16 protein-coding genes are annotated in these 24376 nt (G+C 45.1%); 8 read left to right on the forward strand and 8 right to left on the reverse strand.

Annotated features, from left to right (window positions below; translation table 11 throughout):
* Positions 1–124 precede the first annotated feature (124 nt).
* On the reverse strand, positions 125–1132 hold the full coding sequence (locus tag NE536_RS16670; protein ID WP_006080893.1) for an isocitrate dehydrogenase: 1008 nt from the start codon (positions 1130–1132) through the stop codon (positions 125–127).
* 254 nt (positions 1133–1386) lie between these two features.
* On the opposite strand from NE536_RS16670, the gene NE536_RS16675 reads away from it, so the two are divergent.
* Entirely contained in the window at positions 1387–4221 is a 2835-nt protein-coding gene (locus NE536_RS16675) for a S9 family peptidase (protein ID WP_261273386.1), read from the forward strand.
* Positions 4222–4352: 131 nt separating this feature from the next.
* Here the strand turns inward: NE536_RS16675 and NE536_RS16680 are convergent, their stop codons facing one another.
* The 5 genes from NE536_RS16680 to NE536_RS16700 all read right to left on the reverse strand — a co-directional run bounded on the left by NE536_RS16680 (position 4353) and on the right by NE536_RS16700 (position 10984).
* On the reverse strand, positions 4353–4775 hold the full coding sequence (locus tag NE536_RS16680) for a DUF3192 domain-containing protein (RefSeq protein WP_006080896.1): 423 nt from the start codon (positions 4773–4775) through the stop codon (positions 4353–4355).
* Between the two features lie 110 nt (positions 4776–4885).
* A complete protein-coding gene (xni, locus tag NE536_RS16685) occupies positions 4886–5674 on the reverse strand; it encodes a flap endonuclease Xni (protein WP_261273387.1) in 789 nt (262 codons plus the stop codon).
* 21 nt (positions 5675–5695) lie between these two features.
* Positions 5696–7051: a nucleotide 5'-monophosphate nucleosidase PpnN gene (gene ppnN / locus NE536_RS16690; protein ID WP_006080898.1), complete on the reverse strand. Its 1356-nt coding sequence runs from the start codon at positions 7049–7051 to the stop codon at positions 5696–5698.
* A gap of 56 nt (positions 7052–7107) precedes the next feature.
* A complete protein-coding gene (locus tag NE536_RS16695; RefSeq protein WP_107404121.1) occupies positions 7108–8664 on the reverse strand; it encodes a GGDEF domain-containing protein in 1557 nt (518 codons plus the stop codon).
* 151 nt (positions 8665–8815) lie between these two features.
* Positions 8816–10984 (reverse strand): tetratricopeptide repeat protein, encoded by a 2169-nt coding sequence (locus NE536_RS16700; RefSeq protein WP_261273388.1) that lies wholly within the window; start codon positions 10982–10984, stop codon positions 8816–8818.
* Positions 10985–11118: 134 nt separating this feature from the next.
* On the opposite strand from NE536_RS16700, the gene NE536_RS16705 reads away from it, so the two are divergent.
* A complete protein-coding gene (locus NE536_RS16705; RefSeq protein ID WP_261273389.1) occupies positions 11119–12936 on the forward strand; it encodes a M61 family metallopeptidase in 1818 nt (605 codons plus the stop codon).
* 176 nt (positions 12937–13112) lie between these two features.
* Here NE536_RS16705 and rdgC read toward each other — a convergent pair whose 3' ends face one another.
* Complete coding sequence (gene rdgC / locus NE536_RS16710; protein ID WP_261273390.1) at positions 13113–14027, reverse strand: recombination-associated protein RdgC; 915 nt, start codon at positions 14025–14027, stop codon at positions 13113–13115.
* Between the two features lie 291 nt (positions 14028–14318).
* Between rdgC and NE536_RS16715 the strand changes: the two genes are divergently transcribed.
* The 5 genes from NE536_RS16715 (at position 14319) to NE536_RS16735 (ending at position 21312) form a co-directional block, all read left to right on the forward strand.
* Positions 14319–15263 (forward strand): porin, encoded by a 945-nt coding sequence (locus tag NE536_RS16715; RefSeq protein ID WP_261273391.1) that lies wholly within the window; start codon positions 14319–14321, stop codon positions 15261–15263.
* A 186-nt stretch (positions 15264–15449) separates the two neighbouring features.
* Positions 15450–16139, forward strand: coding sequence for a phosphate regulon transcriptional regulator PhoB (gene phoB, locus NE536_RS16720; RefSeq protein ID WP_006080904.1), 690 nt, complete (start codon positions 15450–15452; stop codon positions 16137–16139).
* Positions 16140–16219: 80 nt separating this feature from the next.
* Complete coding sequence (phoR, locus tag NE536_RS16725; protein ID WP_261273392.1) at positions 16220–17518, forward strand: phosphate regulon sensor histidine kinase PhoR; 1299 nt, start codon at positions 16220–16222, stop codon at positions 17516–17518.
* A 228-nt stretch (positions 17519–17746) separates the two neighbouring features.
* Positions 17747–18718, forward strand: a complete 972-nt coding sequence (locus tag NE536_RS16730) for a PstS family phosphate ABC transporter substrate-binding protein (protein ID WP_006080906.1) — start codon at positions 17747–17749, stop codon at positions 18716–18718.
* Between the two features lie 722 nt (positions 18719–19440).
* Positions 19441–21312: a M1 family metallopeptidase gene (locus tag NE536_RS16735; protein WP_261273393.1), complete on the forward strand. Its 1872-nt coding sequence runs from the start codon at positions 19441–19443 to the stop codon at positions 21310–21312.
* 1027 nt (positions 21313–22339) lie between these two features.
* On the opposite strand, the gene NE536_RS16740 is transcribed toward NE536_RS16735, so the two are convergent.
* Positions 22340–22825 (reverse strand): glutathione peroxidase, encoded by a 486-nt coding sequence (locus tag NE536_RS16740; RefSeq protein WP_261273394.1) that lies wholly within the window; start codon positions 22823–22825, stop codon positions 22340–22342.
* 150 nt (positions 22826–22975) lie between these two features.
* Here NE536_RS16740 and NE536_RS16745 point away from each other — a divergent pair, with 150 nt between their 5' ends.
* Entirely contained in the window at positions 22976–24346 is a 1371-nt protein-coding gene (locus tag NE536_RS16745) for a magnesium transporter (RefSeq protein ID WP_011846297.1), read from the forward strand.
* Positions 24347–24376: the final 30 nt, after the last annotated feature.

Here is a 24376-nt window from a genome sequence, read left to right on the forward strand (position 1 = left end):
CCCCAAAGGAAACTTCGGGGCTTTTTCGTATTTACTCATTTGAGTTTCAAACGCTTACTTCTTATGAAGCTGAAGCTTGAACAAGCGCGTTATAGACTCGCCTTAAACGCGCTCAGCATTGAGATCACAGACGCTCAAGAACCGCTTGAGTGAAGTCAGTCGTGCCGTGAGTGCCGCCTAAATCGCGAGTGGTACGGTCGCCTTCTTCGATCACTGCAGATACCGCTTTACGGATTTGCTCAGCTTTGTCAGCCATACCTAAATATTCCAGCATCTGGATAGAGGCTAAAATTACTGAGGTTGGGTTCGCGAGGTTTTTACCAGCGATATCCGGTGCACTACCGTGAACGGCTTCGAAAATCGCAGCATCACGGCCAATGTTTGCGCCTGGTGCCATACCTAAACCACCGACTAAACCGGCACATAGATCCGATAAAATGTCACCGAACAGGTTGGTCGTTACGATCACATCGAAGTTTTCTGGGTTCATCACTAACTTCATGCACGTTGCATCGACGATCATTTCTTCAGTCTTGATGTCTGGGTAACGTAGGCTCACTTCACGGGCCACTTTCAGGAACAGGCCTGATGTTGACTTCATGATGTTGGCTTTGTGCACGATAGTGACTTTCTTACGGTTTTCTTTGCGAGCTAGTTCGTAGGCAAAAGTGGCGATTTGCTCGGCACCTTGGCGAGTCACGATACTGGTCGCTTCTGCCGTCAAACCATCTTCAGACACTTTTTGGCCATAGCCAGAATACATGCCTTCAGTGTTTTCGCGCACAGTGATGATATCGATATTTTCGTAACGAGCTTGAGTGCCTTTGAAAGAAATCACTGGGCGTACGTTAGCGTACAGGCCGAATTTTTTACGTAAAGTCACGTTGATAGAGGTAAAGCCTTCACCTACTGGCGTCGTCAGTGGACCTTTCAGTGTGATACGGTTTTTTTCGATTAATTCTAAGGTGCGCGGTGGCAGTAACTCGCCTTGCTTTTCGAGTGCAGTCAGGCCGGCATCGGCAAATTCATATTCAAAATCACAGCCCGCTTTATCGAGAATTTTTAAGGCTGAATCAATAATACTTGGGCCAATTCCATCACCTGGAATTACGGTTATCGTTCTTTTTGACATGGAGAAGTCCTTCCACGGTTCGTCGTTACTGCAATTGTCTGCCCCAGCGTTAACTGGATAGCAGGACTATGAATTTGGTATTTTTTCTGCCTATTATTTTAACCATCTTTGGTCAAACTTCACAGGAAATAGTGAGCAATATCACGATTTTTTATGTGGTATAACTTGTAAAAATACTGGGTTCTCACCATGATGGAGAGCCAATGGTTAAAAAAGTCTACTTTAGTCTAACAAATATATAAAAGAGGAAGACATTGAAGTTAATCCCTATCACATCTCTGGTGCTGTTATCCCTTGGAATATTGCCAGCAGTGCAGGCTGAAACCAGCACTAAACCGCTCACCCTCACAGACATCATGCACTTTGAATCCCTTGAAAAGCCGGTTATCGCAGATAAGGGCCAAGTCATCGCGGTCGAGTCTGCGCCCGATCGCGGGGATAGTCACGTCATTGTGATAAATGTGCTGTCGCAGCAAAGTTATCAAATTGCGGGTGGGTCAGATCCTTTAGTGAGTCACGATGGTCGCTTTGTGGCTGTGGTGGTCAAACCGAGTTTGCTCACGCGTGAAACGAGTGATGCCAAGGCGAAGAAAAAACTCAAGTCCGACATGGTATTACTCGATACCCAAACGGGCACTCAAACCCGCTTTGAGCGCGTGAAGGAATTCGTGTTCAGTGAGGACGGTAAGCATTTGGCAATGTGGTTTGAGGCCGATGAAGAGTCTAAAAAAGATGCTGAGCCTAAAGCCATCGAAAAACTCGCTGAAGCAGGCACACAAACTCATGCTAAAGCCGATAAGCCAAAGGTTGATAAGTTTGACCAAGACCGCCGTTTTAGTTTGATCAGTTTAGACGATCAAACTAAGCGCATCGATGTTGAGCAAGTGACTGGTTATGTGTTTGATAAGGCGAGCCGCCGACTTGCGTTAGCGGTGAATGATATCGCCAATAAACAGCATCAATTGCAATTAGTGGATTTACATACCCACCAAAAAACCGTCGTTTTTGATTCGCCTAGCCAACAGGTTGGTGCGTTAGCGCTGGCTAAAAATGGTCGTTGGCTGGCGTTTACGCAGGGCAAAGATAGCGAGTTGCCCTATGGTCGCAGCTATCAGTTATCGTTGGTCGATTTGCAATCGGGTAAAATCAGCAAAACTCCTGAGTCACCTGAGTGGAAACTTAATCGCTACACAAGTTTAAGCTTCTCATTGGATAGCGAACGGCTGTTCTTCGGCCGCGTGCCAGAGGTGAGCCAGCAGCTTAGTTTGCAGAAAATCACCGAAGAAAAAGACCTGTTCGATGCCGATATTGTTACTGGACAGCGCGGGCTTAAGGTGTGGCATGGTAACGACCCACGGATTAAACCTCACGAAATCAAGCAATATGAGGATGAGCAAAAACGCACTTACCTTGCGGTATTGCATTTAGGCTCAAATAACGTGGTGCAGCTTGGCGATAAAACTGTTCCAGATGTGACCATTTCACAACATAAGCGCTTTATGTTGGCGAGTTCAGATTTGCCCTATCGCAAGATGGCGACGTGGGCGGGCTTCTATCAAGACTATTATCTGGTCGACATTAACACTGGCAGTAAGGTGCCTTTTTTGACTCAGCAGCCGAGCGATGCCGAGCCAAGTTTGTCGGGTAACGGCAAGTATGTAGCTTATTATCAGCAAGGTAATGTGTATCTTTATGATATTGCTGAGGCTCATCGCACTAACCTGACAAGATCATTAAAGGTCAGCTTTGCCGATGAAGACCATGACTATCCATCGAGTGCGCCGGGATACGGTTTTGGCCCTTGGCTGAAAGATGACGCTGGGTTCTTGGTTTACGATAAATATGATGTCTGGCAGTTTAATACTGAATCTAAGGCAGGTTTTGCCTTAACCGCAGGTAAAGGGCGCACCCAGAAAATTCAATATCGTCTTGAGGGCTTAGTCGATAATCCCGATGAACCGACTGAGCTTGCCTATAACGCCACTGTGTTACTCCACGGTTATAGCGATAAAACTAAGGGTGATGGCTTCTACCAAGCGACGCTAGGCGCAGCGGGCGTGAAGACGCTGATGCAAGGCGAGTATAAATTGACTGTGTTAGGCCGCAGCAAAGACGCTGATACCATTGTGTTTTCTAAGGAGCGTTTCGATTTATTCCCTGATTTGTATACAGCTAACTATAGCGCACCGCAAAATGCGCTTAAGCAAACGGATTTAGATAAGCAACGTCAAGCCTTTAACTGGAGCCAATCTGAGTTAGTTCACTGGACGAATGGCGATGGTAAGCCGTTAGATGGTGTGCTGATCAAGCCGACTAATTATCAAGCGGGTCAGCGCGTTCCTGTGTTGGTTTATTACTATCGCTTTATGACGGATAGACTGCATGCCTTCCCGCAAATGAACATTAACCACAGACCTAATTTTGCTTGGTATATCAATAATGGTTATGCGGTGTTCTTACCGGATATGCGCTTTGAAATTGGTTACCCCGGCGCGAGTTCGGTGCAAGCGCTCACCTCAGGCGTGCAAAAGCTGATTGAGATGGGCATTGCCGATCCCGATGCCATTGGGCTGCAAGGTCATTCTTGGAGTGGTTACCAAACGGCGTTTGCCATTACTCAGACTAAGATGTTTAAGGCAGCGGTAGCCGGTGCGCCAGTATCGAACATGACCAGCGCCTACAGTGGTATTCGCCATGGTACGGGTATTGCGCGTCAGTTCCAGTATGAAACTGGCCAAAGTCGCATTGGCGCGAGTTTGTTTGCCGCGCCGCAAAAGTACATTGAAAACTCGCCAGTATTTTACGCTGACCGTATTCAAACGCCTTTGATGATCATGTTTGGTGATAAGGACGATGCGGTACCTTGGGAGCAAGGTGTTGAAATGTACTTGGCTATGCGCCGTGCGGGTAAAGATGTGGTGTTCTTGCAATACGAGGATGAGCCGCATCACTTGAAAAAGTACCCGAACAAGCTCGATTACAGCATTCGTATGATGCAGTATTTCGACCATTATCTGAAAGGTAAACCCGCACCAGAATGGCTCAGCAAAGGCGAAGCCTATGTCGAGTACAAGGCAGATGATGAATAAGTGACTGATTTAGCTTATTGCTATCGCACTGAGTGACCTAGGTATGCAGTCACTAAGACGTTCAGTTGGTTAATTATGAAAATAAAAACGCCACCGATTAGGTGGCGTTTTTATTTAGTTGTCAGTCGTATTTATTTACTGCTCAATGTCTCGTGGGCGGAAGTGAGCACAGTGTCTGTGCCCGCATCGAGGTATTGCTTATAGGTATCTTGGCCCCAAGCAATCAACTTATCATTTTCAAAAATAAGCGGGGTACATTCCTCTTTGGTCGTCACACCGTCTGACTTTTCATGGTGAGTGCGATAAAAGAGTACCTGTAACTTAGCTTCCTTGACGGCTTTTGCCTCAGAAAAGTCGGCCTTACCGAGCAATTCTTTTACTGAACCGATATTTTGCCCTAAGGTTAAATCGTTCATCTTCTGGCTGTTATAGGCCTGTCGGTCCTCCCAATTCATGTCTTCTGGCGTTGGTTCATAAACCAGTACAACCACAGCGACAAAGGCGACGTAGGCGGCAAAAATACTACCAATAATTACTGAAACTTTTGATTTCATTTATAGTTATTCCTTTACCTCATTAGATGAGTCACTTGAGCACGTCCATAAAATACGCTTTTGTTGCGCTAAGGTAAATGCGTTAATTGCAACTTTGTGTTAACAGAAGTTTAGTCTTGATTGATGGTTTTTTCAGGTGGGGAGTCAATCACGCGAAAGTCTTTCAAGTTGATATTGAGTGGTAGGTCCGTTTGTAACTGCGCCAGCTTATAACTCAGCCTCGCCATCTCTTTGCCCTCGGCGAGCTTCTTCGCTTGCTTAGCGCCTAGGTTAGATAAGGAGGAGAACAAGGTCGGTAAGCTTCTAAAGGTTTTCAATAACTCGGCGGCCGACTTAGGGCCTATGCCCGCAATACCAGGAATTTTATTACCGCTGTCGCCCGCTAATGCCATCAGGTCGAGAAATTGGCTGCGCTCAACACCAAGTTTTTGTTCCAACGCCGCAATATCGAGGTACTGCTGATTAAAGTGATCCCATTGACTGATTTGGCGATGATTAAGCTGACTAAAACCTTTGTCGGTGGACACAATTATGGCTTCACCTTGCGCTTTGGCGGTTTTTATCGCCAGTGTCGCAATCACATCATCGGCCTCGGCGGCGGCATAAATAGAGCCAATGTGCATTGCGGTTAAGTGGTCTTGCAGCGCAACTAAACCCTGCGCCAGTGGTTCTGGCATAGGTTTACGGCCTTTTTTGTAATCGGGATAAAGCTGTTTACGCCATGAGATTTCATCACCGTCCCACACGATAGCTACATGGGTAGGGCGATGCACCCGCAGCAGTTTAGTGCACGCCGAACTGACGCGCTCTGTGAGGCTTTGCATATCTGCTTCATCGGGGATCGCCGCATAGATGCGGCGAACCAAGTTGAGACCATCGATGATTAAAAACTTGTTCATGGGGTGTCGTTGTTTCGCTCTCTATTTCACTATTTGGTAGCAAGGAATATAAGCGCTTCCGGGAAGCTTCATTCTTTGCTGTTGCACAAATGCACTCAAGAGCTTATCCATCATGTCCATGAGTTTAGGATCGCCTTTCAATTGGAAGGGACCATCGCGCTCTATGTGCTTGATTGTTTCCGACTTGACGTTACCCGCCACTATACCCGAAAACGCTTTGCGCAGGTTGGCGGCAAGCTCGGCTTTATTGGTTTGGAAGTGCAAGTCTAAGTTTGCCATCACCTCGTGGCTCGGGACAAAAGGTAACTGGAATTCAGATTCAATCTTCAGTGCCCACTGATATTGGTAAGCATCACCCGTTGAGCGGCGATAGGCTTTAACCTGCTCCATGCTTTTCTTCATGATACGCGCCACTTCAGTGGGATTATCTATGATGATTTGATACTTTTTCTGAGCTTCAGGGCCTAAGGTTGAGGCAATAAACTCATCAATCTTAATGAAGTAATCGGCGCTTTCCGTGGGGCCTGTGAGGATCAGCGGGAAAGGGGTTTCTTGGTTTTCTTCGTTGAGTAAGATACCCAAGATATAGAGCAACTCTTCCGCCGTGCCAGCACCACCTGGGAAGATAATAATGCCGTGACCTAAACGCACGAAGGCTTCGAGGCGTTTTTCAATATCGGGTAAGATCACCAGTTCATTGACGATTTGATTCGGTGGCTCGGCGGCAATAATACTCGGCTCAGTCAAACCAATATAACGGGCATTTTTAATCCTTTGTTTGGCATGACCTATGGCCGCACCTTTCATCGGGCCTTCCATCGCGCCAGGACCACAGCCAGTACAAATGTCCAATTCCCTCAGGCCAAGTTGATAACCTACCTCGCGGGTATATTGGTATTCGATGGCATTAATACTGTGCCCGCCCCAACAGACCACGACGTTAGGGTCTTTCATGGGGGCAATTGCCCGCGCATTACGCAAAATATCAAACACCACATTGGTGATATGGTGGGCGTTGGTCAGATTAATGTGTTTGAGCGAGTCGTATCTGTCGCTGATATAGAGGATGTCGCGTAAAACAGAGAACAGATGTTCTTGAATGCCAGTGATTATTTGACCATCGACAAAGGCTTGTTCAGGGGGATTGACCAATTCTAATTTAACACCGCGTTCCCGTTGTAGGACGTGGATATCGAAATCATGGTATTGCTCGAATAGGGCTTTAGAGTTGTCGGTTTTTAAACCCGCGGCAAGCACTGCTAAGGAGCAGTTGCGGTACAGTTGATATAGCGTGCTTTTGGCACTTTTTTTGAGACGATCAACTTCAAGTTGCGAAAGCTGATCCATGCTGCCTTTAGGGCTGACTTTTACTATCATTTACCACTCCTTCGTCATGACAGGAGTGATTAGAGGAGGCGTATAGTGGGGCTCAATTATACGTCAATCACAACCCTGTCTCTGCTTTCGTGTTTCGCTTTGTAGAGTGCTGCATCGGCGCGTTCGAAGGTCTCATGTATGAGCTCACTTCCCATAACTTGCGCAGCCCCTATAGATACTGTAACTGTAATTCTCTGATTTTTAAATTTAAATGGAATATTTTTTACTTTCTCGCGCACTCTGTTTAAAAGTTGAGCGATATCAGCAGGTGCGACATCGGGTAATAGCAGGACAAATTCTTCGCCGCCATAACGGGCAACAAATTCGGTATCGCGTAGCGAGTTTTTCAAGGCCATCGCAATCACCTGCAGGGTTTTGTCGCCCGTGCTGTGACCAAAGCTGTCGTTGATAGTTTTGAAGTGGTCGATATCGGCAACCGCCACCCACAGGGGCGATTTATGCCGTTGATAGTTACGGTATTCCAAATCCATGCGCTCTTCTAACGCGGCACGGTTAGGTAACTGAGTTAAGCTGTCGAGCAAGTTAAGTTTTTGCTGTTCGAACAAACGCTCTTTGTAGGTGTTCGCCTCGTTACTTAATTCATTAAGCTCTTTGCGCATCGTCTCCATCGACTTACGCAGCAAGGCTTGTTCTCTTTGCTCTAAGGCTTCTTTACGGGCCAATGCCGAACGAATGGAGTTAAGTTGCTCAGTCAATTGGGCTTTAAGATCGACAATATCTTCCACATCGATAATGATTTCACCGGCGTTATCGACGCGGGTGTTGATCTCACGATTCAACTGGGTCTTGAGTTGGAAGCTGCGTTGATTGTGGTTGTAAGATTCACTGACCACTTCACGCACTGCGGCTAAGGCATCGTTGAGGGCAAACAAAAACTCTTGCGATGCCGATTTCTCGCGGGCGATGTTATCAAGTAATAACGCTAAAATGGTTTGGTAGGCTTCGAGCAAGCTATCAACTTCAATCTCAGAAGAGAGCACTTCTTTAATCACTAAGACTTGGTCACGCTGATCTTTACGAAACTCGATTTCCGAAATCATCTGCGCCAGCTCATGGGCTAGCTGCCTGTGTTTTGGCAAGACATCGAGTTTTTCAGATTCGTTAAATTGTAGCTGTAATATGGTTTCGTAGAAGCCGATGATTTGCTTAACTTTAGGAATATATTCCCAAACTGTGTGGAAAGGTTTAGCCAGATCTTGTTTGAAGTAATTGACTTCTTTTTTGAGTTTTTCAGGTGCAGAGTTAACGCGTTGGATCTGACGGATCACCTGTGACAAACCCGCACGACTCTCTTCGAGTTGTACCATCACATGGTGATATTGGCCTTTTAACAGGCGCTCGACATCGACTAATTCTGGCAACGCCTCATCGACTCGCTCAAACGTATTTAAGTTATGGCGAAGTTTGGCGAGTTTATTATCTAGCTCAAGATTTTGCCCTTTACAGGCGAGGCTTAAGTGACCAATAAATTGCAGTAATGTCTGTAACTTTGCGTTTCTGTCTTCATTGACTTCATCGAGGGCTAGTTTGGCCGAATGAAGTTTCTGTTGCAGCAAGGCAAGTTGTGAAACGGTAGCGCTCGAATCCTTCATTCTGAGTGTTGTCCTAACTCTGCAAGGCTAAAAAACATGACGATCCTATGTCCAGATTAGCTGTTAACTCATATGATACTAATGTTATAACACTGGGCGTAGAGTGCAAATGCGATTTACCTATGACTCTGTGATTAATTGCTGATATTGATCAAATATTTTCCAGTAATTGCCTATCTTGGTTATTTTCCCAGCAAGGCCAGCGAACATCCTCTTTATTTCCGTTGGTATCTAATCTGATTAACCCGCGCTCAATGCCTTTTTCAAGGTGTAAAAATAACGGATTGGCAAATAAGCTCAGAGGGACAAAATCGAGTGCTCTGAGGGCGACAAAATAATCGTTATTGCCCTCTAAACTGCGGGCACAGGCGAGCGCCATCTGCACGGTTTCGAACTTTAATTTCGCGGCCATTTTGATTTCTGATTTCGCTAACAGTGGCAAGTTGGCAAAACCAAGCCGGAAATGATGGACGATGTGCTGTTGGTCGAGTTTCTGGCGTATCTGGCTGAGCACGTGCGTTGGCTCAACGGCCTGGGTGAAACGCACTGCAAATACGCCTTGGCGTATCACATACACTGGTGCTGCGAGCGCATCGGTTAGATGAGTGGCCAGTTGCGCTGTTACTGCATCACTAAAATATTGGCCATAGTCGAGGTCGGTCGTGAGCTGGGCGGGGAAGGCTATAATCCCTAGGGCAGTCGTCGACGCTTGAGTTTGATTATAGCTTAAGTGCGCTAATAGCGCCGCATAGCCTAAGTTATGGGTGAAGGGTTCCTGTAGGCTCAGTCGGGTTAATGCGGCGTTTTTTTCCATGGTTTTGCGGCGATGATGCAACATATACGCAATCACCAGAAGTAAGAGTCCGGCAATGAGGCAGCTGATGAGCAGTAGCGTGTGGGTGCTGTTGCTTTCCTTAACTGTCTCAGCAAGTTTTCCCTGTACCATGTTGAGCTCAAGTTTGAGCTGTTGCTCCGCAAGGGCTGAGGTCGACACTGGTGAGTCTTTCTCTTTCTCTTTCTCTGCAAGTGTGTTGCCTAGCTCTATGATACGGGTCTGGGCATCGATGGTTTTGGTTAATTCCCCTAATTTTTGCGACGCCGAGGCAATCAGTGTGAGCGCGGCTTTTTGTTCATTGACCAGTTTTAAGTCGGTGGCTAGCGCCAATGCGATGTCGGCATGGGTCATCATCAGTGGCCAATCTTGATTGGTTTGCGCGGTTTCGCCAATTAAGAGTTCGTTATAAACCTGATAGTGATGGCTTTGTTTTTCTTTAAATATTTGATTCGCCATCAGTAAATATTTTAGGGCGTTAACATTGTCATTAATATTTGAGTAAGCTTGGCCAAGATTGTGGAAATTAAGACCTTGGGCAATATAGTTACCGCGTTTGGCATCTAATTGCTGGGCATTAAGGTAGTAATCAATCGCTTTATTCCAATCCCCTTGTTCGCCATAGACCATGGCGATCACTGTCATACAACTTGAAAGATAGGTGTCATTGCCCATTTTTTTAAAGCCTGCCGCGGCTTCATGAGCGTTTTTAAGCGCTTCATCCCATTGCTTTAAGTCACGGTATACCTTAGATAGTTGCAATTGCAGATTGGTTTTCATTGACGGGTAATTAGAGCGATTGGAGATCCGAATTGCTTCACTGTAATGCTGTAAAGATTTGGTCAGCTGCTGATTAAAATTGTAATAAAAGCCAAGTCTAGCTTCTGCCGCCGCGATTAAGTAATCGTTTCTGAGCTTATAGGCAATGTCGCGGTATGTATGGAAGTGCATCAACGCCGGTACTTCTTGGCGGATCAATAAATGTAAGCCGCCTAAGTGCTCATGAATATTGTGCTTAAGAATCAATGCTTCGATGTCATAACTGTCGTTGATGCGAGTGAGCGCTTCATTATATAGGCCAATCGCTTCTTGATATTTCTGTTCGGTACGGCCAAGGTAACGACCATTCAACATGGCGACCATAGCGAGTTCGTAGGGCGATTGCGCCGCAGTGGCTAAGAGTTCAATCAAGCTTTTTGCGTCTTGAAAACCGACCTTGGTTTTCACGTTCGGCTCCATATTCAGCCGAGTCAGCAGATACAAAATCTGTTCAAATTCGATTGGGCTGTAGCCTTGCTCTTGGGCTGCACGCTCAAATTGGTCACGGTTTTGGAACGCAAGGGGGAAGGAAATGGATTTGTTGAGCACATCATACATTTGCTGTGGTGATTCTCTTAACTCCACCTCATCAGCTTCGAGATCTCGGCTTTGAACGCTAAAAGGCAGTGACAGCAACAAAGTAAATAAAATAACCGTGAGTTTTTGCATTTGAACTGTGATTCCTCATTCCTTAAGTCAAGGAACTTATTTTGTTAGCTTTTGTTAGCGCCTAATGAGGATGCTACATCGACTTGTTATACTTGGAAAAATCATAAGAAGCATAATAACAGAAGGAAGCAAGAGTGAAACCCAACAGATTATCAATCTTGATATTAAGTGCATTATTTTCGGGCCAAGTATTAGCCGATGTGAAATATCAAATCGACCTCGTTAAACCCGAGCATCATATCGCCCAAGTGAGTGTGACTTTTCCTGAAGTGAAGACCACAGATTTTACGGTCAATCTGCCAGTGTGGCGCACGGGTAAATATCAAGTATTGCCTTTGGCCGATGGCGTGCGTTTATTTAGCGCTAAAGACAATCAAGGTCATGAACTCCCATGGAAACGTTCGGCGAGCGGTGAATGGCAAGTCGCGCTCACGCAGCCAACTAGCGTAACGGTTAGTTATCAGTTGTATGCCAATGAATTAGGCCAAAGGGTTCGCCATATTGATGCGAGCCACGCGTATTTAGATGCCAGCGGCGTGTTCATGTATAGTCCGCAATTTCGCTCTGAGCCTGTATCGGTTCAATTGAACGTTCCTGAAACGTGGCAAAGTTACTCGGGTATGGCTTCAGGCACGCCAGCGCATTCTTTTATCGCGCAAAATTACGATGTGTTAATTGATTCCCCTATCGAAACCGGTGTGAGCACCCATAAGCAATTCAGTGCTAATAGCAAAAACTATGAGTTAGTATTTTGGGGTGAAGGTAACTATGACGCCGATAAAGTCGTTAAGGATTTAACGGCATTAAGTGGTCAAGCAAAGGCGATTTGGGATGATTATCCCTTTGATCGTTATGTGTATATGGTGCACGCCACTAGCGGCGCCAGTGGCGCGACAGAACATTTAAATTCTACGGTTATCCAACTGCCGCGTTTTAGTTTCCGTGAGCGCAAGGATTACCTACGCTTTATTAGCACAGCATCCCATGAGTTTATCCATACCTGGAACGTAAAGGCCTATCGTCCTGCGGGACTTGTGCCCTATGATTATCAGCATGAAAACATGACGGAATTACTGTGGATGGCCGAAGGCTCTACCAGTTATTTTCAAGGCCAGTTACTGCTGCGTGCTGGGGTGATGACGCCTAAAGAGTTCCTCGAAGACTTAGCTAAACGCGTTGAGAAAAACCAACTCAACCCTGGGCGTGAAACTCAATCTGTTGCCGAGGCGAGTGCAGGAGAGTGGAGCAGTACGGGCGGTGATTATGCGATTAATCACAGTGTGAATATCTATTCTGAGGGTTACTTAACCTCCTTAGCGTTAGATTTCTCGCTGCTCCAAGATACTAAGCTAAAGCATTCATACCGCGATGTGCATCGCCGTTTATATCAAGATCACAGTGTGCCAAAGGGCTATGGGGTTAGTGATGTGCAGCATATCCTTAAGGATTTATCCGGCAAAGATTATGCGCCTTGGTGGCAGGCAAATGTGAATAGCCCGATGAGCTTAGATTTCCCTGAGTTGTTATCGCAGGCTGGGTTAGCAATGTCCTATGGCAAAGATTCAAAAGTCGAGGCATTTGCCGGCATGACGTTAAGCAGCGCCCATGGCTCTTTAGTGTTGGATCAAGTACTGCGTAATGGCCCTGCGTGGCAAGCGGGTATCGTCGCGGGGGATGAAGTATTAGCGATTAATGGTCTTAAGGTGACGGCTGCGGGTTTTGATAAGCGCATTAAAGACTTTAAGACTGGCGATAGCATCGAAGTAACATTATTCAGCAACGATAAAATCAAACAAGTTAAGCTCATCCTTGGGGAGCAGCAAAGCGGTAAGTTAGTGCTTAAGGGCGATGCAAAAGCGACTAAACAGCAAAAAGCCTTCTTCAAGGCTTGGTTAGGCATTGATTGGCCGTTTAATAATAAAGGCGAGCTAGTGTCTAAAGCCAATGACTAAATCAAATGGCATTCAGCTTGCGATTAGGCCGAATGCCTTAAATTTAGGCGTTTAACTGTCATAAAAAAGGCGCACCCTCATTTAGACGGTGCGCCTTTTATTATTTTGTATTTCAAGTTATTCATATAAGAAGAATACGAGTGAGTCGTAGATTTAGTTTACCTAACGGCTTAGGCTTAAACTTGCGCTTCTTCGAGTCCACCTAGTGCTGCCACGAGTGCATGCATCAAGGCGACTAACTCGCTGCCCATTAAGGCAAAGTCTGCATCTAAACGTGCCATAGGGTCGTCTGTGCCCACTTCATCGTTACCCGCTCTAAATTCTTCAGAGAATTTAAGACGTTTTACGCTGGCATCCGATTGCAATAATAGTGCAATCGACTGGCCGAAATGCAGTGCTAACTTGTGTACTTGCTTGCCTGTTGCTAGGTGAGCTAAGACTTCGTCTTCTTTTAAATCCTGTTGCTTGAAACGTACAATGCCGCCTTCATCTGCTTCGGATTTAAGTTCAGCTTCATCTTGCATTTCAAAAGGTAATGGCGCGCTGCCAAGTTTTAACCATTCGGTTAAATTGGATTCGACTGGCGCTTTAAAGCTCAATGGGATCACCGGTAAACTACCGAGCGCTTTACGTAATAATGCTAATAGCTCTTCGGCTTTAGTGGCACTTGAACTGTCGACAAGGATCATTTCCAGCTCTGGCAAAATCAAGGCATGGGTTTGGCTGCGGCGTGAAAAAGCGCGTGGCAGTAAACTTGTGATGATTTCATCTTTTAGCGCATCTTTTTCTTTTTTCGCCATCTTACGATTTTCTTCATCTTCAATGAGGGCGACTTTTTCTTCTAGGGCTTCTTTGACGACTTGGCCTGGGAGGATTTTCTCTTCTTTAGTCACACAGATCAGATGGCGATTGTCGGCGCTGTGTACCAAAGAACAGCCTTTTTTGCCTAACGCATTTGAGAAACCAAATTTACTGACATCTTGGCTTGAGCACGGAGAGAAAGTGAAATCGGCCAACGCAGTTTCTAGCGCTTCGGTTTCGACGGCAAAAGGTTTATTGAAACGATAAAGAGTAAGATTTTTAAACCACATAAGAGGCGCTCATTGAAAATTAAAGTGGCAGTTTACGGCATAGTTTGGGCGCGGTAAACCTGTGTTCGACAGCTAATTTCTAGTGGCTAATCAGAATTCATTAAACTGTAACATAAGAATTAACTCGTCTGTAGGCCGCATCTTTACTGGGTTTAGCACCAAGCTTAGCGTCAGCTTTTTTACCTTGCGCACTAAATGGTCACAATTGAAATAAAACTGAAACACATTCATTGCACACTTTCGGTCGTTCCAAACCAATAACCAAGACGAACATAACGTCGAAAGGATTAAATGATGAACGTTTTTTGTAAAACTCTACTTGCTTCTGCGCTAGCTTCTGCAACTCTGGCTTCAGCTTATGCCGCTGAGCCACTGACTGTTTATGGTAAGTTGAATGTCACTGCTCAATCAAATGATGAGAAAGGTGATGCTACAACAACTATTCAAAGTAATGCTTCTCGTTTTGGTGTGAAGGGTAATTTCGAACTGTCTAGCTCGCTGGAAGCGTTCTACACCGTTGAATACGAAGTTGATACAGGTGCTGCGACTAGCGACAACTTTAAAGCTCGTAACCAATTTGTTGGCCTAAAAGGCGCATTCGGTTCGTTCTCTGTGGGTCGTAACGACACGCTGTTAAAAATCTCTCAAGGTAACGTTGACCAATTCAACGATTTATCTGGCGACTTAAAAAGCCTGTTCAAAGGCGACAACCGTTTAGGTCAAACTGCGACTTACTTATCTCCATCAATCAGCGGTTTTGTATTCGGTGCGACTTATGCTGCTGAAGGTGATGCTGACCAACAGGGTCAAGATGGTTTCAGCTTAGCCGCTATGTACGGTGACGCTAAACTGAAAAAATCACCTATCTATGCTGCTATTGCATATGACTCAGATGTAAAAGGTTATGAAATCCTACGTGCATCGGTTCAAGGTAAAATCGCTAATTTAACTTTAGGCGGTATGTACCAACAACAGGAAGAGACGTATAAAAATGCTCTACCTGTAACGACTGATAGCATTAACGGTTACCTGTTCAGCGCTGCCTATGATATCGATGCTGTTACTTTAAAAGCACAATATCAAGACATGGAAGACAAAGGTGATTCATGGTCAGTAGGTGCTGATTATGCACTGGCTAAACCTACTAAAGTCTTCGCTTTCTACACCAATCGTTCGTTAGAAGCGTCTACTGATGATGACAAATATATCGGTGTTGGCTTAGAACACAAATTCTAAATCCAGTATTAAGATTCAATTAAGGAGGCATATGGCCTCCTTTTTTATTGCTATAAACAAACAGTTATATAAACTTATTATGACAAATATTACTACTATATGGCTCAAACGGCGTGCTAATTCATAAATCTGTAATAAAAATGACTAATAATAGCCGTGTTGACATTCACTGACAGAAAATCACTTATGACTGCAAGGATATTGATAGTAGAAGACGAGTTAGCCATCCGCGAGATGCTGACTTTTGTAATGGAACAGCATGGGTTTACGACCTCTGCGGCGGAAGATTTTGATTCGGCCATTGCGCTGCTAAAGGAGCCTTACCCCGATCTGATTTTATTGGATTGGATGTTTCCTGGCGGAAGTGGTATTCAATTGGCGAAACGCTTGAAGCAAGATGAGTTCACGCGTCAAATTCCGATCATCATGTTAACTGCCCGCGGTGAAGAGGAAGATAAAGTCAAAGGTCTCGAAGTCGGCGCCGATGATTACATCACTAAACCTTTCTCCCCTAAAGAACTTGTCGCACGTATTAAGGCCGTATTGCGTCGCAGTGCACCGACTCGTTTAGAAGAAACCATTGATGTGCAGGGCTTAATGCTCGATCCTGTGAGCCACAGGGTGAGCGTAGGCGATACTGTATTAGACATGGGCCCAACCGAATTTCGTTTATTACACTTTTTCATGACCCACCCAGAACGTGTCTACAGCCGCGAACAGCTGCTCGACAATGTGTGGGGAACCAATGTGTATGTTGAAGACAGAACCGTTGACGTGCATATCAGACGCCTTCGTAAAGCCGTTGAAGAGTCTGGTCACGACCGCTTGATCCAAACGGTTCGTGGCGCAGGTTATCGTTTCTCTACACGCATTTAGTGCCGAATAAGTGTTAGGCACAAGTTAGCTTTTAGGCTATCTTGTGCTCCTCTTATTTAGCCTGATGTTTGGGTTTATCTATGTCTGACTCTTATTCAGGGTACCGGTTGTTTACGCGCTTAGCCTTATATCTACTGCTTTGCGCGCTAATAGGTTTATTGGTAGGGAAACTTCTCTGGATACTCTTTTTCGGCATGCTAGGGCTGGTTTGCTGGCATTACCGACAATTATCACGGCTTAACTTTTGGTTATGGCGCGATAGAAAACTCACGCCGCCGCAGGGCAGTGGGAGTTGGGAAGGGGTGTTTAACGGCATTTATCGCCTTCAAGGGAAGAATCGCCGACGTGTCGGTCAATTGGCCGCATTGCTGGCGCGATTCCGCCAAGGTGCAGAAGCGTTACCCGATGCCGCTGTGGTGCTCGATTCAGAGCATAATATTTTATGGTGCAACAAGTTAGCGCAGCTTATTCTCGGTTTTGTTTGGCCGCAGGATAATGGCCAGCGTATTGATAACTTGATCCGCCATCCTGATTTTTCCGCTTATATTAAATCTGCACAATACAAAGAGCCGCTGGAGTTACCTTCGCCGGTATCGGATAGGCGTTTGCTTGAGATCCGTATCATGGCCTACGGTGACAGGCAGCTACTGTTAATTGCGCGGGATATCACCCGTATACGTCAGCTCGAGGGCATGCGTAAAGAGTTTGTCGCGAATGTGTCACATGAGCTGAAAACGCCGCTCACTGTGTTGCAGGGTTATCTCGAAATGATGCAAAGCATGGCTGAGCCCGATTCGATGAACGTCAAGCCGCTGGCTTTAATGCAGCAGCAGACGCGGCGAATGCAATCTATGGTCGAACAGCTATTGATGTTATCGCGGATTGAAGATGCGGCCGATATCAACCTCGAACATACAGTGAACATGGCGCAGCTGATGGAAGTGCTCAAGGAGGAAGCTAAAGCGCTGGCACAAGATAGATACGAGCTGAGCTTCTATTGCGAACCTGGGCTTGATTCCCACGGTAATGAATTACAGCTAAGAAGTGCTTGTTCAAACTTGATTTCTAACGCGATTCGTTACACTGAACCCGGCGGTAAAATCACAGTGCAGTGGCGCAGTACGGCAACGGGAGCTATCTTTAGCGTAACGGATACGGGCGAAGGCATTGCACCTCAGCACATAGGTCGATTAACTGAACGTTTTTATCGGGTAGACAGTGCGCGCTCAAGGCAAACCGGTGGCAGTGGTCTAGGTCTTGCGATAGTAAAGCATGCGCTTAACCATCATCACAGTGAGCTTAAAATCAGCAGTGAAGTGGGTAAAGGCAGTACGTTTAGCTTTGTTATTCCTTTACATCTTATCGAGCGTAAGAAATAAATTGCTTAAGTGAAATATTCGCAATTAATAATAAAAACAGGCCATTATGGCCTGTTTTTGTTTCTAGGTTCAGAGAGTTGTTTATTAATGACAGAAAAAAGCGATAAATAACGCATTGTCATCTAAGTGTCACATCACGGACATAGAATTGTCATTGTAGCGATTGATACTGGCTGCGTCTGAAGAAACTTAAGTTACAAATTAGTTAGCTTACTACTGGAGCACATAATGAAACTGAAAAAGCTTGTCGGCGCGATTACCCTAACAGCCGCTGGTGTATTCTCTGCAACTGCGATGGCATCGATTGATCAATCTCTGCCAACTTATGAAAAAGCAAGTGGCGTGTCAGGCAACTTATCATCTGTAGGTTCAGATACGTTAGCCAACATGATGACACTTTGGGCCGAAGAATTTAAACAAATGTACCCTAACGTCAACATCCAGATCCAAGCGGCGGGTTCTTCTACTGCGCCACCAGCGTTGACAGAAGGCACTTCACAGTTCGGCCCTATGAGCCGCAAGATGAAGCCTAACGAAATTGAAGCGTTCGAAAAACATTATGGTTATAAGCCAACTGCGGTTCGCGTAGCTATCGATGCTTTAGCAGTATTCGTACACAAAGATAACCCAATCAAAGGTTTAAGCGTTGAACAAGTTGATGGTATTTTCTCTTCTACTCACAAATGTGGTAGCAGCGACATCCAACGTTGGGGCGAGCTGGGCTTAGACGGTAACTGGTCTGCTAAAGACGTTCAACTTTACGGTCGTAACTCTGTATCAGGTACTTACGGTTACTTTAAAGAGCACGCACTGTGTAAAGGCGACTTCAAAGCGAACGTGAACGAGCAACCAGGTTCTGCATCTGTAGTGCAATCTGTTTCTCAATCTCTAAACGCGATTGGTTACTCAGGTATCGGTTACAAAACTGCTGGTGTTAAAGCAGTTGCGATTGCTAAGAAAGGCGAAGAGTTTATCGAAGCAACTGCAGAAAACGCAGCTAACGGTACTTACCCACTATCACGTTACCTATATGTTTACGTGAACAAGCAACCAAACAAAGACTTAGCACCAATGGAAAAAGAATTCCTACGTTATGTGCTGTCTAAGCAAGGTCAGCAAGTGGTTGAGAAAGACGGTTATGTGACTCTGCCTAAGAGCGTAGTTGCTAAAGATTTAGAACAAGTGGGTATCCGCTTGTAAGCCAAACGGCTTGTTAATCAAGGACCTCCTCGGAGGTCCTTTTTTGTTTCTGGGGTTTTATCTGGGCGATGATGTTTGGTCATTCTGTCTGGTAGATTGCTAAATAAAAGGCATAAAAAAAGCAACCTAAATAGGTTGCTGTAAATTCCAATTCGGAATCTTGGGACGGTCGCGCTAGAAACCATCTAAAGGAGAATGATGATGAACGAAGAAACTCAATACAAAGATTCGGTTCATAATATCTGACTCAGCATAATTAAATTAGTTCAGAGAAAGTGCGAAATATTTTAAATAATTTTGCACTTTGTTTTTATTAGAAGCGCGAGCCTCTATTTTTCTCAGTTTCTTCAGTTTCTTCAGTTTGCTCATCGCTATTGGCCGTCGCAACGGGCAAATCTTGCATCACGAAAGAAAATCGATTGCAGTTCTGTGATCGCCGCCAAAGATGAACTGTTACAAAAAACTCGCCTATAACGTGCCGATAAGCTGACTTAAAGCTCAGTTACGATTTGCCTCTGAGCAAATGTGCAGTCGATAATAACGCCTAACAATCCGTGATAAGTTATAACCGTGACAAGTCATGAAGCGTTGCACCACAGCTGCGCGGCATACAACTCACGATTAAGTATTCAAACTTACCCTAACAATTAAGAGCCAGAGCTTAGAGGGCTAGCGCCCAGAGCCCTGAACCCAGAACTCAGAACTTGAATATCGAGGCGACAGTGTTACAACCAACTAAGAGTACGCTAGCGGATGCAACGACTTGGGATTTAACCCGAGATTACCATTCTTTTGCTAATACCGAACAAGTGCAAGTGAGACATGTCTCTTTGGATTTAGTGGTGGATTTTGACGCGCAGCGTCTTTTCGGTAAAGCGACGCTGTCCTTGGATTACCTTGAGCCCGATGTAACAGAGCTTTGGCTCGATAGCCGCGATTTAACCATACTCGCGGTTACTGCTGTGAATGCTGCAGATAGCGTCAATGCCACTGATACAGTGAGTTTTTTAACAACAGAAAATGAAGTGCCGCTCGATTTTGTGCTGAGTGAAGCCAATTCTATTCTCGGGCAAAAACTATGCATCAGTTTGCCAACGTCACCTTGCAAACAGGTTTGCATTCACTATCAAACCTCTCCAGCCGCCCAAGGATTACAGTGGCTAGCACCTGAGCAAACTGCGGGTAAACATTTACCTTATCTCTTTAGCCAATCGCAACCGATCAATGCCCGCAGCTGGATCCCACTACAGGACACGCCTAAGGCGAGAGTGACCTTTGATGCTAAAGTGCAAGTGCCCAAAGGCATGCGCGCAGTGATGAGTGCGATGAATCATCCCGACACACCGCTTAATGGTGTGTTTCACTTTGAGATGGAACGACCTATCCCGACCCATTTAATGGCGCTGGCCGTCGGTGATATTGCCTTTCAAGCGATAGGCCCAAGATGCGGGGTTTATACCGAGCCAAGTATGTTGGCGGCCGCCGCAAAAGAGTTTGAAGATACCGAATATATGCTCGACGTTGCCGAGTCATTGTTAGGTCCTTATGTGTGGGACCGTTATGACATGATTATCTTGCCGCCGAGTTTCCCTTTTGGCGGGATGGAAAATCCGCGGTTAGCCTTTTTAACGCCCACACTCATCGCCGGCGATAAAAGCTTAGTGTCAACCGTTGCCCATGAGTTAGCGCATTCGTGGACGGGCAATTTAGTCAGTAATGCAACCTGGCGAGATCTCTGGTTAAACGAAGGTTTCACGACTTACTTTACTAACCGTATCGTGGAAGCGGTTTACGGTAAAGAACAGGCAGAGTTGGAGTGGGTGATAGAGTTTGGTCGCTTAACAGAAGAAATGGCGTCTTTGCCTAAGGATAAACAAACCTTGCCCGCCAATGTGCAGCAGGGCGATCCCAACCTTGCCTTTAATCGTTTTACCTATGATAAAGCCTCGATGTTTGTCCATGATCTCGAGCGCAGACTGGGGCGAGTGGCGTTTGATAAATTTTTACGCAACTATGTGGACCATTTTGCCTTTAAGGCGATTACCACCGAAGTGTTTGTAGAATACGCGCAGCAAACCTTACTGCCATTACACTCAGATAAGATCACCGAAGCCGAGCTGTTAACGTGGATTTACGGCGAAGGTTTACCCGAGGGATATTGCGGACCAACATCCATGAGTTTAGATAAAGTCGATGATGCGCTGGCGAGTTTTTTACAGGGAACGGTCGCGAGCCAATTAAGCGTGAAAGATTGGCGAGTACATCATTGGCAGTATTTTCTGACCCAATTACCTGAAGTCGTCAGCCAAGTGCAACTGATGGATCTGGACGAAACCTTCCGATTCACTCAATCGACTAATGCGGAAATTGCCTGTGATTGGTTTAGGGTGGCGATTCGCAATCATTACGACCCTGTGTTGCCGGCTTTAAGTGCTTATTTAGTGCGTATTGGCCGCGGTAAATTTGTGCGGCCACTTTATGCTGAGCTGCAAATCGCGGGGTATCATACTGAATTAAAAGACATCTATACAAAGGCTCGCGCAGGCTATCACCCTTCGATTCAAGTTCAATTAGACAAGTCGCTAATATTATAGATATTTAGGCAAAAAAAATGGCAACCTAAGGTTGCCACAAGGAAATCAGTGCGGGATACAAATAGAATTCAGTGCGCTAGCGTGTTTTCTATTGTGTCCCAAAAGGGAGATGATGATGAACGACCAACTAATTAGACTCAATGCGATAAAACAGAAACTGTGTCATTTGAGTGAATGAAACTGTGACTCCACATATTTCATTCTCAAGGTGCATTTAATCTTATCCGTTAATCCTTACCTATACTCAGAGTCGCCATTTTTAATTAAGTTCACCGATATCAGAAAAAAAATCTCAAAAAGTTTAAAAAGATATTCTGAGGTATTTTTCTGGTAAATATTGAGTGCTCACACTTAAGTGCTACATTTGTTTTACATTAAAATCATAGCGATAAAAATTAAAAGCGTGTCAGCTTATTAATCTATGAGCTAGCGTTAGCGCTTGTTGAAATTTAAGCAAAAAAAAATGGCAACCTAAGGTTGCCACAAGGAAATCAGTGCGGGATACAAGTAGAATTCAGTGCGCTAGCGTGTTTTCTATTGTGTCCCAAAAGGGAGATGATGATGAACGACCAACTAATTAGACTCAATGCGATAAAACAGAAACTGTGTCATTTGAGTAGATGAAACTGCGACTCACATATTTCATTCTCAAGGTGCATTTAATCTTATCCGTTAATCCTTACCTATACTCAGAGTCGCCATTTTTAATTAAGTTCATCGATATCGCAAAAAAACACCAAAAAGTTTAAAAAAGAATTTCTGAGAGATAAAAAGCAGTTGAAATGAGACATTACATTTATTTTACATATAAATCATTGGGATAAAAAAAGGCAACCCAATGGTTGCCTAGTGACCTATTCCTAGGTCAAGGGGGCCGCGCTAGAAGCCCCAGGGAGATGATGAACATGAAAAAGACATTCACTGTTCAATACATTTGAGGGGGCTTGTACGGTTAAAGTTCCATAAAAAAGTTAAAATAAATCTAAATTTTTATAAAACGCAAAATTTCAAATAGATAGCGAGTAAATTATTTTAGCAAAGCGGCAATTTTACTTTCTAATGCTTCGGGTTTCGTGGTCGATGCAAATCGTTCAATCGCTTCGCCTTGGCGATTAACTAAAAATTTGGTGAAATTCCATTTGATACCTTGAGTACCTAATACACCGGGAGCGGCTTTCTTAAGGTATTGATAAAGTGGATGGGTATGTTCGCCATTCACTTCTATTTTAGAAAATAGTGGAAATGTCACGCCAAAATTCAATTCACAAAAGGCTTGAATACCTTGTTCATCGGCTTTTTCTTGGGCGCCAAATTGATTGCAAGGAAAGCCCAAAATCACTAATCCTTGATCTTTATATTCTTGATATAACGATTCTAATCCCTTGTATTGCGGTGTAAATCCACATTCACTGGCGGTGTTAACGATCAAGAGTACTTTGCCTCGATACTGCTCTAAACTTACCGCGTTGCCTTGAATGTCTGTCGCTGATTGGCTGTATATATTCGTAGTCATGTTCACCTCCATAGGATCTTAGTCAACAGCATAAACTTAAAAATGATTTCCAGCAATCTAGTTGTGCGCAATTTATTTTGTGGGTTTGCTAATTTACTTAATTATCAATATAGTTACAGCAATTTTGTAGCTAAAGAAAAGGGCATCTGTGTGACAGAAAATGACGCAGAATACGAAACAAACATGCAAGCTGACGTGGGGCAGGTTGTTCAACAACTCACTGAAGTTGAAGGCGAAGAACAAGCTGAAGTGTTTAGCGAAATTTTGAATGACTCAGAACCTGGAACCATAGCCTTAGCGCTTGAATCCTTGCCCTTGGATGAGCGTTACGAGCGTTGGCAGCAAGTTGAATTTGCTGACCGAGTAACAGTGTTGAGCTTAATGCGTGCCGATCCGCGCATGGGGATCCTTAAACGGATGCCCGACAATGAAGTGGACTTGCTATTTGCCCAGTTAAGCCCAGAAGATTTAATTGAGTGGAGTGATTATCTCCCTGAAAGTTTTACCGATCGCGCCTTGGCCCAGATGGGCGAGCGTCAGCGACAACGATTCGAACTCTACGATCAGTACTCTGAGAATGAAATCGGGCGCTATACCGATCATCAAATGTTGGTGCTCAGTGATAAGGCGAGCGTTGCTCAGGCACAGCGCTTTTTCCGCCGTATTGAACTCGATTGTAACGACAATTTGTTTATCGTTGATGATCAGGATAAGTATCAAGGCACGGTGCGTCGGTATGACATTTTTAAACATAATCCCGATGAATTATTGATTTCACTCTTGTCCGAGGATAGCCGTGCGTTATCCGCTGACACGAGTTTATTGGAAGCGGCCGAAGCGATAGAGCACAGCCGCGAAATCGAATTGCCTGTGATCGATGAGTCAGGAGAGTTAATTGGTCGCGTGACGCTGCGAACTGCGACCGCTTTAGTGCGTGAACATTATGAAGCGCAATTGATGGCAACTGCGGGTATGGATGAGTCCGACGACTTGTTCGCGCCGATTATGAAAGGCGCCCAGCGCCGCGCTGTGTGGCTCGGGATCAATTTGCTGACAGCTTTCCTCGCTTCGGCGACGATTGGCTTATTTGAAAATGTGTTATCCCAAGTGGTCGCGTTAGCGGTATTGATGCCGATTGTGGCTTCTATGGGCGGCATTGCGGGTAGTCAGTCGTTGACGCTGATGATCCGCGGCATGGCTATGGGACAGATTTCAGCGGGTAACTTGTTTTCGTTAATGAAGAACGAACTCGGCATTGGCATAGTTAACGGATTTTTGTGGGCGATAGTTATAGGTTTAGTCGCTGGCTGGTGGTTCGGTGAAGCGACCATAGGCATAGTGATTGGCTGTGCAATTTTGATCAACATGGCCGTGGCGGCAATTGCTGGCGTGGTCGTGCCTATGGTGCTGCAGAAGTTTAATCAAGATGCGGCGCTGTCGGGTTCTGTGATCTTGACCACAGTGACAGATGTGGTGGGCTTCTTTACTTTCTTAGGTATGGCGACCCTCTTGTATCTGTAGTGCATTGGTATATAAAAAGTTATATCAATA

It is taken from the genome of Shewanella septentrionalis (genome assembly GCF_025370265.1).
In the GTDB taxonomy this organism is placed as follows: Bacteria; Pseudomonadota; Gammaproteobacteria; order Enterobacterales; family Shewanellaceae; genus Shewanella; species Shewanella hafniensis.